Here is a 15,862-nt window from a genome sequence, read left to right as displayed (position 1 = left end):
CACGCCCTGACCTCTCGGATCTGCTTCGGTTCCAGGTGACGCACGGGATCAGGGCTCGGGGATGACGGCCATGCGGACCACGGCTGCGGCCTCGGTGACGTCGGTCCAGGCGACATAGAGACGGCCACCCACCACCGTGGCAGCGGCCGCGTCCACGAGGGTGGAGGAAAAGCGCTCGATGCGGGTCACCAGCGTGGTCGCGCCGGACGCCTGGTCCACGCTGTACACCTGGAGCGAGGGGGCATTGCTCGAGGCACCTGGCGTCACCAGCAGCGCGGGCCGGCCCTCTCGGGCGACCCACGCCGGCCTCGGCGTGTCCCTCACTTCCCCCAGCGCCCCGACCACGTCGTCCGTCAGCATGAACGGAGGATCCCCCACCTCGACCGCCTCCACCCGGCGGAGCAGAGCATCGCCCGCCACAGGATCCGTCGGCAACTTCTCACCGGCGCGCGCCGACGGTTGAAGGTAGAGCAGGGATTGCGACGTCACCTCCACGGCGTGGCCCAGCCGCTCCAGCCGCAGCTCCGAGGACGCGCCCCCCGACGATACGACGACCGCACTCGGCCTCACGTCGTCGAGCACCCAGAAGGCAGAGTCGTCTCCGGCGCTCCCGTCGGTCCTGGCGAAGGCGGCGCTCACCCCGACGGCCACCGACTGCTCTCTTCGCACCTGGAAGTACGCTGGCGGGGCCAACTGAGCACCGTCCAGCGCCAGCGGGAAGACCCCGAGCTCTCCGATCACGACCGCCGTCGGTTCCGCTTCAGGATCTGCCGCGAGCTCCCGCGTGCGCACGTACCCGAGTTCCACCCGGTCGGTGCGACGCAGGAGCTTCGGCCGCGAGACGGCACCGTAGCCGGCGGTCTCCATCCGCTCCTCTCCCGGCCACGCGGCGGCGAACTGCACCCCGCGTCCCTCGTTGCCCGGCGCGGGCAGCCGCACCCGGTACGTGAGCAGCCGCGCTCGTGGCGAGTCGTCGTCCGGCAACCGGGTCGCGCTCACGGCGAGCAAGAGGTCCTCGTCCGAGAGCCCGAGGACGTCGTAGAACGGCTCCACCGACCCCTCGTCGGCGACGAAGCTCGTCACCAGGTCCATCGGTCGGCTCACCGTCCCGTCGGCGCGCACCCGCGCTCCACGGAAGCGTTGCCCTTCAGGGCCGTAGGCATAGGTCTGCCACACGACCAGCACCCCATCACTCTGGGGGACGAGCTTGAGATCTTCGCCGCGGAGGTTCTCCACGCGCGTGACGGTGATCGGCACCGGCGTCCCTGGCTCGGCGCACACCCCGTGGATGCAGTCGTATCCGTCGGGGCAGGCGCCTTCCGAGCACAGCGCCGGCAGCGGACCATACTCGGGCGCCCCGCACGCGCTCACGCCCCACGCCCCACCCGCACCGAGGGTCAGCGTCAGCAGACCCATCCATCGCCAGTTCACAGGCCCCCTTCGAGCGATGCCGTCGACACCCACAGATCCATCAGCGACTCGTGGAACTCGGTCCAGGCCACGTAGGCCTTGCCGTCGGCAGCGAACGCCCGGGCCGAGTAGATCTCGTTCGTGCTCGTACGCTCCACCCGCGCCACGGGTACGGGCGCCGCGGCTCCCGGCGTCCAGAAGCCCACGTCGAACGTGGTGAACGACGCGTCTGCGGCGAGCGGCGTGACGAGCGCCCCCTGCGCGTGAGGCGTGCCGGTGAACGGCTCCATCGCGGCTTGCAGCACCCCGCCTGGCGCCTCACCGAGCACCTGCCCGTCCGCGCCCAGGTGGGCGAAGCTCACCGGGTAGCTCCTGGACCGCTCGTCGTAGGCGCCGCGCCGCATCACCAGCATCTCACCACCGAGCGCGTAGAGCGGCACCCCTTCCACCCGGAGCGGTGGCGATAGCGCTCCGCTCGTGTCGACGTGTCCCACGGCGAACGACTCGAAGCCCACGCGCACGCTCAGCTCGTCCTCGCTGCTTCGCCAGAGCGTGCAGTCTCCCGAGAGCGGAAGGATTTCGTCGGGCAAAGGCTGCCTCATCGCCATCGTTCGACTCCAGACCGAGCCGCTCCGCTCGATGCGCAGCACTTCCAGCCGTCCGCCTTCGCTGGGGCGCGTCCAGGCGACATCGATCATCCCCCGTCTGGCCACCGCGCCGATGTAGGGCGGCTCCACCCCGCCGAGGAAGCGCTCTTGTTCCCGGTGCAGCGATTCGACGCCAGGAGAAGTTCCCTCGGGGGGCTCCCGGTCCACGGCGAGCACCTCCAGCGTCATCGCGTCCTCGTCGACGCGAGGAAAGCGCAGCATCGCGACCGCGTAGCGACTGTCGTCCAGCGCGACCACACTCGACGCGATGGGCATCTCGTCGCCGTAGCCGAACAGGAGCCGAGGCGCGCCGACCTCCCCATCGGGCGACACCAGGATCTCGTACAGGCCATGCGCGTCCGGTGAGAACCCGTCGTTCACCACCAGCGCCGCGCCTCCCCCTGCGCGCTCCACCCAGTGAAGCTCGGCCGCATTGATCCAGGTCACCCGCGCCGGCCTCGCAGGCCCCGGCGCGGCGCCCTCCCGCATGCAGACCGTCGCCTGACAGGTGTACCCTTCCGGGCAAGGCCCAGCGCTTCCGCACGCGAACGGAGCATCGCCCAGCTCGGGCACGCAGCCCGAGGCGAGAAGGGACGCTGCGGCCAGCCATGCGCGGCGCATGCCCGGAGCATATCCGTGCCGGCTGTGTCCGGGAAGAGCGGGGAGCGGTGATCCGCCCTTCCTGGTTCAGCCTTTCTTCACATAACGCTGCAGGAACGTGCGCAGGCTCGCGCCTTGCACATCACGCTGCGCCGTGCAAAGCGCGATGCTCTCCAGCGCCTGAGCGAGATGCCGTGGTCCACCTGTGAGGCGGTCGAGGCGCGGCTTGAAGAACGCCTCCAGCTCGGCAGCCGACGCTGCATCGCAGAGCTTTTCACCCACGAGTGGAAGGTAGCCGCGGACCTCGGCAGGGAGCCGCTCGACCAGGCCGTCGAAGTGCTCCTTCACCAGCCCGAAGGCCACGGCCGCCGCGCGCTCGTCATGCGAGGAGAGCAACTCCGAGGACTCCCGGATGTCCAGCTCGTCGGAGAGCACCAGGGACACTGCCTGGCGCATGATCTCCGGCTTCCTGAATGCCCCCATCGCGTCGAGGAGACGGCCGCGCCGCCGTCCATCCTTTTCCTTGCGCAGCGCTGCGTGGAGCCGATCGAAGAGGGCCTGATCGCCGTGGTAGGCAGCGATCGTCAGCACCGCGTCCACGGCCTCTGCCTCCAGCGTGCGCGGATCCCCGAGGTATCGATCCGTGAGCCGTCGCGCCTCCGTCACGAGCGCGGTCTCCCCACCGCGCGTCGCCACGAGTTCCACGAGCGACGCGCGGGTGAGTCCTAGCGCCTCGCGTTCGCCAGCCTTGGGACGCAACCCGAGCGTGCGCGCGCGTGAGCCGAACACCTCGCGTACGAAGCGCGCATAGGCTGGCTGGAGATCCTCAGGCAGGTGGGCTTCGCGCACTTCCCAGGCGATCTGGAGCGCCTCCTGGAGCAGGTGAGGCTCCGGGTCCTTCGCCACCTCGACGATCGCGCCGAGCGCATCGCCGATCGGCAGGTGGCCCGCTTGCACCAGCGCGTTCACGTCGCGCAGTACGGTCACCCGTTCCACCGTCGATAGCCGCGCCTCCCCGCGACCGAGCAGCCGGTCGAGCACCTTCCCGTCGTACGCCCCATGGTAGTACCCGGTACCGCCGGCCTGGAGCATGACCCAGGTCGGGCACCGCCCCGCGCCGAGCGGCACCACAGCGGATGGCTGCGACATCACCGCGCAGGTCTGCCCAGAAGAACCACCATCCAGGCGGTAGCAGACCGGAATCGACCACCTCGAACTTGTGGCCGGAGCCGCCTCCTGCGCTTCATCGGGCGTATCCTCCTGCGCTCCACCCGCCGGTCCGACCGACAGGAGCCGCCCTTGCGTCAGGCGGAGTTGCGGCGCCGAACCCGCATCACATGCGATCTCGGCACGGACGAGCGGCACCCCGGGCTGATCGAGGAAGCTGGCCAGCACCGTCTTCGCCTCGTCTCCGCCCACCTCGGCCATCGCTGCGAGGAAGTCGTCGGACCGCGCGGTCCTGTGCGCGTGCTTCTCCAGGTAGCTCCGCACGCCCTTCATGAACCGATCGGGGCCGAGCCAAGCTTCGGCCATCGAGAGAACGGCTGCACCCTTCGCGTAGGTGATGCTGTCGAAGGCATTCAAGATGTCGTCCTTGGTGACGATCTCCTGGCGGATTTTCCTCGCCGACAGGAGCGTGTCCTCGGACATGGCCCAGGAAGTCGCTCGGCTCTGCGCGATGGCCTCGTCCCAGCCCGGCTGCCACTCTGCCACCGCGCGCGACGTCATCCAGTCGGCGAACCCCTCGTTCAGCCAGATGTCGTCCCAGAAATCCGACGTCACCAGGTTGCCGAACCACTGGTGCGCGATCTCGTGCGCCATGATCCGTCCGAACGTGCGCTTGAACCGGGGCGTCTCGTCACCCGGCTTCGCCAGCGAGCGCGTCATGTCGAAGGTGATCAGTCCCGGGTTCTCCATGGCGCCGAACGAGGCGAGGTGAGGCACGGGCACCACGTCGAGCTTCTCGTACGGGTACGGGAGCCCGAGCTGTCTCTCCAGCACCCCGAGCAGCGCCGGCGTCGCTTCCTTCGCCCACCGCGCGTCCGCCTTGCGCCCAGGGGGGACCGCGATCCGTATCGGCGTGCCGTTCTTGCCTCCCTTGCCGGCGTCGACCAGCTCGAACGGCCCCACCGCGAACGCCACCAGGTAGCTCGGTAGCGGCTTCGTCTCTGCGAAGCGCACGAGCTTCAGGCCGTCTCCGGCTGGCTCCTCGGACACCACCGGCGTGTTCGAGAGCGCGACCTCCGAGGCGCGTACACGCAGCGAGAGCTGCCATGGGACCTTGAACGAGGGCTCGTCGAAGCAGGGGAACGCGCGCCGCGCCTCGATGCTCTCGAACTGGGTGAAGACGAACCTGGCGCCTCCCTCCTCCTCGACGAACACGCCGCGGTCGTCCTTCGCGGAGACGGCCCCCCGATAGTGCATCGTGAGCTTCGCCTTCCCTGCGGGCAGCGCCGGCTCGAACGCGACGCCGAGATGATCTTCGCCACCTGGCACCACGCGCGCCGCGATCCGGGCGCCTGCCGAGACGACGCTCACCTGGGAGACCGAGAGTTCCTTGGCGTTCAGCCAGAGCAGCTCGGTGGGACGCGTCAGCGCGAGATCGATCTCGATCTCCCCGGAAAAGGCCTCGTCGCCTGGAAGGACGGTCAGGGTGACGCGGTAATGCTCGGGCGACACGGTGCGCGGGAGCCGCAACCCGGGCTGCGAGGCGAGGCCGGATGCTTCTTCGCCGGCATGCTCATTCCCCGCGCCGTCCAGCCCGGCTGGTGCTCCGGACGGTGGACCCGCCGGCGGCGGCTGGCTCGGGGGGGCACACGAAGCGGCGATGAGCGGGGCGATGATGGCGGCAGCGAGCGCGAGGCAGCGCATGAATCCTCCAGGGCGAGCGCGGGGGGCGGCGCATGGTAGCCCAGGGGGATCGATGGACGCACCGGCCCTGCGTCTCGGCACGACGTCGGCAGGCGGTCGATGGGACGACGCCGTGTGACATCACCGACCCAGCGCGGGATCCAGCACGCGGACCTCGCAGCCGAGGTAGGGCAAGAACTGCGTGAAGTGCTTCCCGTTCGCGGTCAGCAAAATGTCGATGCCATGGTGCGCGGCCGTGCCGGCGATCGCCGCGTCGCGCTGCCAGGCATTGATCACGGCGCGCCGCTCCTGTTTCGTTCCCTTTTTCCTCGGCACGCCCACCCGGACGGCCAGCGCGGCGGCGCTGATCGCGCAGGGCTCGTCGAACGACAGCACGTTGAAACGCTCGCCCACGAAGCCGAGTGTCTGCTCCACGTCCCCATGCACGCGCGCGAACACCATCAGCTCCTGGAGCGACACCGTCGAGATGTAGAAGGTCGGGTGGGCCTTGAAGCTCGACAGCGCCCGTCGCAGTGGCACCCGGAACGGCGCCTGATCACCCATCCAGTACGACACGACGTTGGTGTCGAAGAGGATGCGCATCAGCTCGACCTCGGCCAGAGGGAGTCGAGGTACTCGCGCACGTCATCCGTACCCCACACCTCGCCGAGCGCCCCACGCGAGCGTTCGTGATCCTCGACCGCGTCGGCCACGCGACGTGCGCGGCGCAGCCTCAGTGCGGTGGCCTCGTGCAGCTGCCCCTCGCTGGTCACCGCAGCCTCCACGTCGACGATGACCTCTTCCCCCCAGAGCTGCCGGGCATCCTGTCGGAGCGCCTCGGGCAAGGCGACCGTGCGCCTGCCGTACGGGGTGGCGATCACGACGGTGGGGGGCGTGTGGTCCAGCGCCACGAGCTGACCGAGCATCTGTGCCTGCGCCCGCTTCGCCGTCGCGCGCCGCGCCGCATGCCGGTGGAGGCCTGGCGCGAGCTTCGACAGATCCGCCACCGTGCGCCAGTGGGGGGAGACGGGGCCCCGCACCACGAGCAGGAGGCGGCTGTGCCCGCCCTCCTCGGCGCAGTGTGCGGCGCGGGCGAAGGCCTCGGCGCAGGAGGCGGTGACCTCGACGCTCGTCGCGCGCCCCGCTGCCGCCTGGCGCAGCGAGCGTGCCCCCAGCCGCCAGAACATCGAGGCGAGGACGTGGATGTCGAGGTGCGCTCCCTGCTCGCTGGCGCCGACGATGAGCGGGACGAGCAGCTTGTCGTCGTGGGTCCGGCCGACGGAAAGCTCGAGCGCCTGCCGCACCTGCGCTGTCGGCCACCCGCGGTGCAGCGCGAAGACCGGTGCGGCGGCGCGACGTAACTCACCGAGTCCATCGAAGACCGCCCGCAGCGTGTCGACGTAAGCCTCTGCCGAGACGACCGTCCTGCCGCTGTGAGGTTCGAACCGGAGGGCGATCTCGCGGCGCACGTCGGCAAGCGTAGCGCGGCGAGCGACGGCCACGCACATGACGAGCGTGTCAGGCCGGCGGCCGTCGTCGCCGGAACCGGTGGCAACGAGGATGCCGCCCGCACGACCGAGCACCCGTGGCGTCACGGTATCCGACGCCGGTGCAGACATCCTCCCGTCGGCAGGCATCCGCCAGGCGTGTCCTCGACAGCTTGGTCGAAGGCCCGCCTCGAGTGGATGAGTGTGGCGGAGACAGGCTCACGCTGAAGGCCTCGGGACGGCTCGCAAGGCCTGCAGAGGTCTGGCTGGAGATGTGCGAGGCGGTTGCGCCGGCGGGCGGCTGAGCGTGCCGCAAGCGCGGTGCGAGGCGGGGGGTGGTGCGGGGCTCGCGAGGGGGAATCAGCCGAAGAGGCTACGGAAGGGGTGGGATGCCGCCGTGGCCGCTCCGGTCGCGGTGCGGGGCTTGAGCAGACCGGCCGCGCGGGTGGTGACCAGCGCGCCAGCGCCGATCAGGAGCACGGCCGACCAGAGCAGCGTGCCCAGGTAGGGAATCGCGCCGAGCACGAGGAGGGCGGCGCAGCCGATCGCCAGGTGAATGTAAGGGTTTCGTGTGCGGTGGCCGATCAGGCCTGCACCAGCCGTCTCCAGGACGGAGCACGCCGCGACGAACACGGCCAGCACTGCCCAGAGGAGGGCGATCACGGCGAAGGGGATGCCGATCACGGTGATGCTCAGCGCGCACAGCATCACCACGCCGCTGAGCACCCCGATGACGCCACGTGCGAACGAGCGCATGGGGTGGGCGGCGATCTCCACCTTGAGCTGATCCATCCGGTTCGGCGCGAGCGCGAGGGCCACAGCGCCCAGCGCGAACAGGAAAGCCATGCGCATCACGGCGTCGCCCGCCTCGTTGAAGAAGCGTTGCACGGCGGAGCCGCCCTCGCGGGCCTCCTCGTCACGGGTGGCGTTGACGTCGCCGCCGAGCACCGCCTTCTGGCCGCGCCGGATCGAGCCACCCGTGACATCGATGTTGCCGTCGATGCGGGCAGCGTCCTCGATGTTCAGCGAGCCACCCATGACCATGACGTCACCGCGTACGCGCGCGCCGCTCCGCACGTTCACCGACCCGCCGGCGACGTTGATGTCTCCGGTCACCGTGCCGAGCACCTCGAGCGAGCCACCCACCAGCGAGACATCGTGGACGACCTCCTCCTTCTCGATGCGAAGGCTGGAGCCCGCGACGGTCCGATCCCGCCCACGGGCCTTGCGGCTCGCCTCGTCGCCGTCGTCGTCGTCGTCGTCGTGCACCTTGGTCTGAGACGCCGGGTCGTTCGTCGAGGGAGCGGCGAGGGACGGGTCGGCCTCGTCGGCCGGCGCTGCAGTGTCTACCGTGGCGTCGGGCCTCGCAGAGGGCTCACCCGTGGCCCCGGCGGGATCGACCGCGCCAGCTGGGCGCTCGACCGGCGGCTCCGGGGAAGGCGGCGCGAGGGGAAGTGGAGGCATCGGGGGGCTGAACGGCTCCAGCGACGCCATGGGAACCGGACCGGGGCGCGAGGAGGGGGTGATGGCGATCAGCGACCCGTCGCGGCGTGCGACGTACTCACCATCGGCGAGGAGCAGGTCGAGCACCTTGCCGGCAGGCTGTGCCGTCACGTGCAGGTCCACGGGAGCGGAGGCGGGCGCGTTGACGATGACGCTCCAGCCGGCCGCGCGCGCGAGGCGCTTCAAGGCCTCGCTCCGTGGCACGTTCTGGAGCTCGAGCGAGACGGTCTCGTCGCTGTCGGGCCACGCGCCTTCCCTGTGGACCGTGGCCGACGCCACGCCTGAAACCGAGAGCCCGAGCGCCGCCACGGCACAAGCGCCGAGCCCGCGCGTCGCCCACCCTCTGCCGATCGATGACCTCATCCCTGTTCTCCTTGTTCCACGAGGATCCGGCTGCGCGCTGCGCGCGCCACGACGAGACCGAACACCAGAAGCAGCAGCGCCGAGAGCCACTGGAGCGGCGCCCGCGCGCTGTGAGACGCGAACGAGTCGCTCGCGACGACCGTGCGCGCGAGGCGCGTCAGCATGAGCAGCGAGCGTCCCAGGGACTGTGCGTCTTGCTCGAGCGTCGACAGACGGGGGGTGGCTGCGATCGTGGCGAGCCCCAGCGAGGCGAGCAGCGCCATGAGCGGCAAGGGGCGCGCCACCGCGAGGGCTGACGGCGGAGACGACGTGGCACTCGGGACCAGGGGCGCCTTCGAAGCATGCGCCGGTGTGGTGAGGTCGTCGGTGCCCGACGATGCGACGAGGGCCGGTGCGGCAAGGGCCGATGTGACGAGGGTCGGTGCTGCGAAGGGATCGGCGCTCGAAGCGGCGACCACAGAGTGCGCGCCGAGCGCCCCCCCGACGCGCAGCGACAGGAGCGCCGCCGCTCCGAGCGCGCTGGCGCAGGTGGCGCAGTGGCTGGCGTGGGGGGCCGCGTCGCCCGGCAGGAGGGATAGCTCTCCATCGGCCATGACCGTGAGCGCGACCTCGGTGAGGTGGCCGTCGTCTCGCCACACCAGCTCCAGGGGAAGCTTCTCGTCGCATTCCATGGGCGTCATTCTCCGAGTGCCTCGGCGAGGCTGCGCCTGCCGCGCGTGATCCACGTCGCCACCGTGCCCAGCGGGATGCCGAGGCGGCGCGCGATTTCCTGGTAACTCTGCCCCTCCAGATGAAAGGCGAGGAGAGCCTCGCGCTGCGGCTCGGTGAGCTGCGCGAGCGCGTCGTTCAGGCGCCGTGCGCGTTCGGTGGACGCCGCGTGGTCCTCGGGTCCGGGCCCAGGGTCGGCCAGTCGCTCGAGCGCCTCCTCCGACCCGCCTTCCCCGTCCTCAGCGAGGCCTCCCCGGCGATCGCGTCGTGCGCGGCGCCGCGCGTCCAGCGCCACATGGCGCGCGATGCCGAGCACCCACGGCCGGAGCGCTTCACCCTCCCGGAGGCGGTTCTGGCCTTCGAGCGCGCGCGCCAGGGCCTCGTGCGCGCAGTCCTCGACGTCCGCGTCCTGGTAGGGCCGGCCCAGCACGCTGGCGATGAGCGCGCGGACAGCGGGTCCGAGCGTGGTCAGCTCAGGCCCATGGCGTTCCGAGGCCGTCACCTGCTCCGCGGTCCCTCGGTCGTGCTGCGCTCGCCTTGGTTTCCCGTCTCCCTGGGAACGCTGGGGCTCTCCTCCGGCCGTCCGGGGCGCGGTGGCGTGCTCCGACGGTGCTGTCGGGGGCGCGCTGGTGCGCGAGGCGGGCAGGGCGGCATGCAGCATCCGGTTGCTCGTCCATTCGCCCGAAGGACAGGAGAAATTTCACCGACCGACGAGCCGTCGTCTTTTTTTTGGCGACCCGACGGATGGAGGAGCCGACGGATGGAGGAGCCGACGGATGAGGGGCCGACCGGGCCAGGGTGCAGGCTGACCCGGGCGGCGGGTGGTTTGTCGCACATTCTCCGCGTCGTCTCGGCGCCGCGCAGGAGTGCTGGGTAGCGTTTGTTCCCGCCTGGGTGGATGAGCTAGCCTCGAGAGAGGCGTGGCGCGGTCTGCGAAGCGCCCGGCTCCGCGCGAACGAGGGGGATCATCATGGCGAATCAAGGGCCAGGAGAGCAGGGCGCTTCGAGTGACGCTGCCGCGGTCGACGACGTGGGAGGAGACCGGGCGGGCGGAGAGGCTGACGAGCGCACGCGGCTCATGGCGCGATGCCGCGATCTCGAGGAAATGCTTCGCGCCATCCTGGACAACCTCCCCATCGTCGCGTGGCGCGTCGACCAGGAGGGGACCATCCTGTTCCACGACGGACGAGGCATGGAGGGGGCCGAGAGCCCGCCTGGTGAGTTCGTCGGCAAGAATGCCTTCGATCTCTATCCCGACGAGATCTCGGCGCCAGTGCGGCAAGCGCTCGGCGGCAAGCTGGTCCATGCGCAGGTGGAAGCGCACGGCGTCTGCTGGGAGAACTGGGAGATCCCGGTGCGCAACGCGCAGGGTGACGTCACCAGCGTGATCGGCCTGTCGCTCGACACCACCGAGGCGCGGCGCGTGGAGCGCGAGCTGCGGGATCAGCTCGACGTGGTGAGCCGGCAGCGGCAGGTCATCCAGGATCTCTCCACGCCCATCTTGCAGATCTGGGACGGCGTGCTGGCGTTGCCGATGATCGGTGTCATCGACAGCATGCGCACCGCCGAGGTGATGGACAGCCTGCTCGCGGCGGTCGTGCGCGACAGAGCCCGCTTCGCGCTGCTCGACCTGACCGGGGTCGAGGCCGTCGACACCAAGACGGCGAGCTACCTCATCGATCTGGTGCGCGCCATCCGCCTGCTCGGGGCCGAGGGCGTGATCACCGGCATCCGGCCCAGCGTGGCGCAGACGATCGTGCTGCTCGGCGTCGAGCTGAACGAGATCACCACCCTGGGCAACCTGCGGGCCGGACTGCGTCACTGCATCGTGCAGATGCGCCGGCAGGAGCTCGAGGCCGGAAAGCCCCACACGAAGGGCTCGGAGAAGGCCTCTGGCTCGTCCTAGGGGACTGCCCTCCCTGAGCACTGGGCTCCGTCGAACCCACGCTCCCGTTCGTCGCGATCCTCGCTCGCTTCACAGCCCGCCTGGGGACGTGCCGGAACAGACCCGGGGAGCGCGGAACTAGCTGCGATCGAGGAGCGGGGCGAGGTGACGCAAGGTCTCCTCGGGCGCCTCGTGATGAGGTGCGTGCCCGCGCGGCAGGAGCTTCAACGTCGCCCGCGGCATCCGCGCCGCGGCGCCGATGGCGAGCGGAGCCGGCAAGAGCTCATCGCGTTCACCCCAGAGAAGGAGGGTGTCGGTCTCGATCTCGCCGAGGCGCTCTCGAAGGTGCGGCACAGGTCCGCGAAGCGGGGCGAGAACGCGGAACGCGGTGGCGGCGTCGCGGCGACCATCGGGGACCGACGCGAGCTCGGCATGGAGGGCACCGAGGCGTGCGGTACACGAGGTCTCGGTAGGCGCTCCGAAACGCTGGAACAGAGCGATGGAGGCGCGGCCGGCAGCGCGCTCCGGACCCAGCAGGAAGTAGGCGCGTCCGAGGGCGCTCATCTCGGGGCCGACGCCCATCGCGCCGATCAGGGCGAGCCAGCGCGGTCGCGCACGGCGCCGGAGGGTGATCGCGAGGGCGCACAGGCCCCCGAGGGAGTGACCGACGAGCGGGGCCTCGCTCAGGCCGAGATCACAGAGCAGTGCCTCCACCGGATCGACGAAGAAGTCGAGGGCGCGCGCCACGAGGTCGTCGCCGTCTCCGCCCGGTATCAGGGGCGCTGGCGCCGAGGTTGGAGGGCGACTCGCTCCAGCGCGCGCCGATGCCGGAAAGGGCCGCCACGCCGAGTGCCCGAACCCCGGCAGGTCCACCGCGATCACCCGCCGGTGGCGCGCGAGCGCCGGCAGCAGGGGCAGCCAGCTCGTCGCCGCATGCCCTCGACCGTGCAGCAGCACCAGGGGCGGGCCGCTCCCGGCGTCCAGGTAGCGCAGGGCGATTCCGGCTGCGCCCCGCCGCATGACGGAGAACGGCTGCGTCGAAGCGGCCAGCTCGTCGAGGAGGCGCTCTTCGACGGGACCTGGGCGCGATACCACGGCGTAAACGTTGCTCATGGTGTGGACGTCGATCGCGGGCTCGGTGAAGTGACGAGGGGAGTCAGGGGTGGATCGCCAGGGTGGGCCGGTGCGTATCAGCGCGCGCTGCCGGACGGCACGATCTTTCGCACGAGCGACCGAAGCCAGGCCGTGACACCCCAGGCATCGTCGGGCGCGTGGCGGAGATCCAGGAGGCCCTTGTGGAGGTAGAGCAACCAGCCCGCGCGCACCAGCCAGACCCACACCAGGGCCTGGAGGCAGAGCGCAGCCAGCCAGCCGCTCAGCAGGAGTGACAGCGCGGCGCCGCGGACCGGCTCCGCTTGCCGCCAGGCAGCGAGGACCACGGCGGGCAGCAGCGTCGTGACCAGCGTCGAGGAGACGAACAGGCCCCACGAGCGGAAGGGATGGCGCCAGAGGACCCGGAGCGCGAGCAGCGCCGTGCGGCGCACGCGGCGGCGCCCATCGGCGGCGGTGAGCAGCCTGCACCAGAACACGAGCGCGCCCACGCTGGCCAACCACAACGCGGTGAGCGCCGCGGAGAGCAGCGGAAGGACGAGCACGCGCGTCTCTCCGGTCCACCCTTCGCGGTAACCGATCACGTCGAGCCGCCGGAACAGCAGGCCGATCACCGTGGCCCCGATCCCCATCAGGACCACGCCGAGCGCCGCGGAGCGCAGGAAAGGCCAGAGGTGGGTGAGCCCCTGGCGCCACACCGCGGCGAGCACGCGCGGCTCCCTGGGCGGCCGGGGTCCGAGCAGTGACATCGCGGCCCCCGTGAGGAGCTGATCCGCGAGCACGGCCAGCACCACCGACGCGCCGAGGGCGGCGACGTAGCCGTCCGGCAGATCGCGGAGGAGCTGCACGAGCCGCGCGATCGGGAGGCGGCCTGCGGTCTCCGTGTAGTGGGGCCGCCGCGCTGCGCCTGCGTCGAGGCCAGAGAGTGCGGAGATCAGCGCGGGGAGCGAGGTCAGCACCACCACCAGAAGCCGCAGCAGGGCCAGACGGAGCGCGCTCGGAGGCGGCCGGAGGCCGTCGAGAACAGGGCGAAACACGGGACTCACAGCCACAGCGAGAACCCTCCCGCGACCCACTCCGACACGGCCCCGAGCCAGAGGCCCCAGTCCTTCACGAAGCCCCCGTCGGCCTCGACCGAGAGCGCGTTGTTCTGAGGTGTCGTGTCCACGCGGATCTTGCGCCCAGGGTCCACGCGCGCGTCCACGAGCGGCGCGCCGCGCAGCGTGCGGTAGCGTCGCCAGGCGGCCCGCCCGTCCCACCTGTCGCGCACCACCACCCCGTCGGCGAAGCGCAGCTCCACCTCGACGGGCAGCGTCGACCATCCCGGGCCCGACAGGGTGACCTCGCTCGTGAAGTAGCCCTTGCCCGCAGCGTGGCCAGGCGACGATGCGCGCTGCTCGGGGGTGAACTTCACCCGGCGCACGGTGCCGGTGCGATCCTCCTCGTCACTCACCCAGCCCGGGTCGAGGACCTCCAGCGTCACCAGCCCGTCGGCCTCCCGCGCCGCGTCGGGCAGCCCCATCTCGGGGTGCTGCGCGCGGCTCTCCCGCGTGACCGTCACCGGCCCTTCGGCCGTCATGATCCTGCCGAGCGGTGCCTTGAAGGGCGTGACGGTCGCGTCCGTGACCGCATAGTCCGGGAGCCGCCCCTGCCCGAAGGCCTCACGACAGAACGCCTCGAACTCGGCGCCGCCCGCGTCGGCTGCGACCTGGAGGAAATCCTCCGTGTCCGGGTGACGGAAGGCGAAGCGGCGGAAGTACTCCGCGAACACGCGATCCACCGTCTCCTGACCGAAGAGCGCCGCGGCGGTGGCGAAGGTGACGGCGCTGCGCGGGTAGGCTTGCAGCCCCCAGGTGCCGTCCTCGAACAGCCAGGTGGGGCGCTTGCGCATCGGCTCGCGGATCTTGCCCCCCATGGCGCCGAGGCGCAGCGCCGACAGCTCCACACCCTCGAGGGCGCGGCCGAACAGGTACCCCGACGACGCCGCCTCGCCGTAAATCGTGCGCGTGATCTCGTCTTCCCAGTAGCTGTTGAACCCCTCATCGAGGAAGGCCTCGTCCTGCTCGTTCGAGGCGAGCAGGCCGTGGAAGTACTGGTGCCCGAACTCGTGGATGTTCACCACCTCGACGAGGCGCAAGGGCGCGATGAGCGGATGAGAGACCAGCGGATCGCCAGGCCCGCCCGTGATGAACGTGGGGTACTCCATTCCGCCCGTGGCCATGGCCCAGTAAGGCGGCTGCACCACGGTGAGCACGTCGTAGGGATACGGCCCGACGCGGCTGCCGAGCACGTCGAGGGCCCCGGCGATCGACTGCTGCCAGCGCGGCACCTCGTGCTCCATGCCCGGGGGGAAGACGTGACGGATGTCCACGGTGGGACCGCCACCGGCGGGGCTGTGCCGCTCCCAGCGCTCGGTGAGGTGCTGCCCCACGACCAGCGCGAAGTCGATCACGGCCCGCTGCGTGTACCGCACGGCGACCAGCCCGTCGGCGCGCGGCGTCGGCTCGCCGACGGTGCGGCCGGTGGCGCCCACGAGCCACCCCGACGGAGCGGCGAACGTCACGTCGTAGTCCGCGAAGTCGGCGTAGAACTCGGTGGGACCGTGGAACTGGCGCGCTGCCCAGCGGGCTGCGGGGGCGTGACGCACACCCGGCGCCTCGATGACGCCGATCTTCGGATACCACTGGCCCACCAGGAAGTAGCCGCGTCCGCCTCCGGTCCGCGCCATGGGTTCGGGCAGCCGGCCCTCGAACGCGATGGAGAGCACCGCCTCCTCCCCGGGCGCCACGGCCACCGGCAGGGTGATCTCGGCGAGCGAGCGATCCAGCGGGTTCCCGTCATCGGGCTGGATGGGGCGGAAGCTCGCCGCGCGCGCCTCGCCCTCCACCCGCTGGCTGATCGACGTCGGCTCCATGTAGCCCCACGGGTCGGGGTTGCGCGCGAGCAGCTCCGACTCGCCGGGGCGCCGGGGCGCCGACTCGCGCATCCACGTCGACTCCTGATGAGCGAAGGCGTTCAGGTAGAGGTGCAGCGGCAGCGTCGTGACCGGTGACCCCGTGTCGTTGCGCCACCGGATCTCCTCCGTCCCGAGGAGCCCGCGCGTGTCCGGATCGAGCGACGCTTCGATCCGGTAGGTGACCGCGACCGCGGGCAGCTCGAGGGCCTCGGCTTCTGCCGGGAAGAGGGCGGCGGCGGCGCACGCGGCGACGGCGAGGCGACCCAGGTTCGGAGGGGCTGCGGGGTGTCCACCCGCGGAGCCACCGCGCGGAGAGCGGAGGTGCATGGCGGGGCGACTCTAC

12 protein-coding genes are annotated in these 15,862 nt (G+C 71.0%); 1 reads left to right on the top strand and 11 read right to left on the bottom strand.

Translation table 11 applies throughout. From position 1 onward, the window contains the following. Nucleotides 1-48: 48 nt before the first annotated feature. The 8 genes from CMC5_RS02370 to CMC5_RS02335 form a co-directional block, all read right to left on the bottom strand. Nucleotides 49-1,416, bottom strand: a complete 1,368-nt coding sequence (locus tag CMC5_RS02370; RefSeq protein WP_050428889.1) for a hypothetical protein — start codon at nucleotides 1,414-1,416, stop codon at nucleotides 49-51. Nucleotides 1,417-1,427: 11 nt separating this feature from the next. Further along, the gene (locus CMC5_RS02365) at nucleotides 1,428-2,678 is read right to left on the bottom strand and encodes a hypothetical protein (protein ID WP_050428888.1); all 1,251 of its coding nucleotides are present in this window, start codon (nucleotides 2,676-2,678) and stop codon (nucleotides 1,428-1,430) included. Nucleotides 2,679-2,744: 66 nt separating this feature from the next. After that, nucleotides 2,745-5,528 (bottom strand): M1 family metallopeptidase, encoded by a 2,784-nt coding sequence (locus tag CMC5_RS02360; protein ID WP_050428887.1) that lies wholly within the window; start codon nucleotides 5,526-5,528, stop codon nucleotides 2,745-2,747. 120 nt (nucleotides 5,529-5,648) lie between these two features. Then, nucleotides 5,649-6,110, bottom strand: a complete 462-nt coding sequence (locus tag CMC5_RS02355; RefSeq protein ID WP_050428886.1) for a type II toxin-antitoxin system VapC family toxin — start codon at nucleotides 6,108-6,110, stop codon at nucleotides 5,649-5,651. Next, a complete protein-coding gene (locus tag CMC5_RS02350; protein WP_156338069.1) occupies nucleotides 6,110-6,976 on the bottom strand; it encodes a hypothetical protein in 867 nt (288 codons plus the stop codon). Before CMC5_RS02350 ends, CMC5_RS02355 begins: the two co-directional genes overlap by 1 nt. Before the next feature lie 378 nt (nucleotides 6,977-7,354). Then, nucleotides 7,355-8,860 (bottom strand): DUF8173 domain-containing protein, encoded by a 1,506-nt coding sequence (locus CMC5_RS02345; RefSeq protein ID WP_050428884.1) that lies wholly within the window; start codon nucleotides 8,858-8,860, stop codon nucleotides 7,355-7,357. Then, nucleotides 8,857-9,531, bottom strand: a complete 675-nt coding sequence (locus CMC5_RS02340) for a hypothetical protein (RefSeq protein ID WP_156338066.1) — start codon at nucleotides 9,529-9,531, stop codon at nucleotides 8,857-8,859. The genes CMC5_RS02345 and CMC5_RS02340 overlap by 4 nt, the downstream gene beginning before the upstream one ends. Nucleotides 9,532-9,536: 5 nt before the next feature. Next, nucleotides 9,537-10,229, bottom strand: a complete 693-nt coding sequence (locus CMC5_RS02335; RefSeq protein ID WP_050428882.1) for an RNA polymerase sigma factor — start codon at nucleotides 10,227-10,229, stop codon at nucleotides 9,537-9,539. Between the two features lie 309 nt (nucleotides 10,230-10,538). Here CMC5_RS02335 and CMC5_RS02330 point away from each other — a divergent pair, with 309 nt between their 5' ends. Then, nucleotides 10,539-11,474: an STAS domain-containing protein gene (locus CMC5_RS02330; protein ID WP_050428881.1), complete on the top strand. Its 936-nt coding sequence runs from the start codon at nucleotides 10,539-10,541 to the stop codon at nucleotides 11,472-11,474. Nucleotides 11,475-11,591: 117 nt separating this feature from the next. Here the strand turns inward: CMC5_RS02330 and CMC5_RS02325 are convergent, their stop codons facing one another. The 3 genes from CMC5_RS02325 to CMC5_RS02315 all read right to left on the bottom strand — a co-directional run bounded on the left by CMC5_RS02325 (nucleotide 11,592) and on the right by CMC5_RS02315 (nucleotide 15,846). After that, nucleotides 11,592-12,566: an alpha/beta fold hydrolase gene (locus CMC5_RS02325; protein WP_050428880.1), complete on the bottom strand. Its 975-nt coding sequence runs from the start codon at nucleotides 12,564-12,566 to the stop codon at nucleotides 11,592-11,594. A gap of 77 nt (nucleotides 12,567-12,643) precedes the next feature. Then, entirely contained in the window at nucleotides 12,644-13,615 is a 972-nt protein-coding gene (locus CMC5_RS02320) for a hypothetical protein (protein WP_218920220.1), read from the bottom strand. Next, a complete protein-coding gene (locus tag CMC5_RS02315) occupies nucleotides 13,606-15,846 on the bottom strand; it encodes a M1 family metallopeptidase (protein WP_050428878.1) in 2,241 nt (746 codons plus the stop codon). Before CMC5_RS02315 ends, CMC5_RS02320 begins: the two co-directional genes overlap by 10 nt. Between the last annotated feature and the right edge of the window lie 16 nt (nucleotides 15,847-15,862).

The organism is Chondromyces crocatus (assembly GCF_001189295.1).
Lineage (GTDB): Bacteria > Myxococcota_A > Polyangia > Polyangiales > Polyangiaceae > Chondromyces > Chondromyces crocatus.
The sequence above is the reverse complement of the archived record's forward strand: the minus strand, read 5'-3'. Positions and strand labels throughout refer to the sequence as shown.

Bases quoted from the DNA above. Each gene is read 5' to 3' on its own strand.
- CMC5_RS02345 (WP_050428884.1), bottom strand. From the start codon at position 8,860: ATGAGGTCATCGATCGGCAGAGGGTGGGCGACGCGCGGGCTCGGCGCT.
- CMC5_RS02335 (WP_050428882.1), bottom strand. From the start codon at position 10,229: ATGCTGCATGCCGCCCTGCCCGCCTCGCGCACCAGCGCGCCCCCGACA.
- CMC5_RS02330 (WP_050428881.1), top strand. From the start codon at position 10,539: ATGGCGAATCAAGGGCCAGGAGAGCAGGGCGCTTCGAGTGACGCTGCC.
- CMC5_RS02340 (WP_156338066.1), bottom strand. From the start codon at position 9,531: ATGGAATGCGACGAGAAGCTTCCCCTGGAGCTGGTGTGGCGAGACGAC.
- CMC5_RS02365 (WP_050428888.1), bottom strand. From the start codon at position 2,678: ATGCGCCGCGCATGGCTGGCCGCAGCGTCCCTTCTCGCCTCGGGCTGC.
- CMC5_RS02355 (WP_050428886.1), bottom strand. From the start codon at position 6,110: ATGCGCATCCTCTTCGACACCAACGTCGTGTCGTACTGGATGGGTGAT.
- CMC5_RS02315 (WP_050428878.1), bottom strand. From the start codon at position 15,846: ATGCACCTCCGCTCTCCGCGCGGTGGCTCCGCGGGTGGACACCCCGCA.
- CMC5_RS02360 (WP_050428887.1), bottom strand. From the start codon at position 5,528: ATGCGCTGCCTCGCGCTCGCTGCCGCCATCATCGCCCCGCTCATCGCC.
- CMC5_RS02370 (WP_050428889.1), bottom strand. From the start codon at position 1,416: ATGGGTCTGCTGACGCTGACCCTCGGTGCGGGTGGGGCGTGGGGCGTG.
- CMC5_RS02325 (WP_050428880.1), bottom strand. From the start codon at position 12,566: ATGAGCAACGTTTACGCCGTGGTATCGCGCCCAGGTCCCGTCGAAGAG.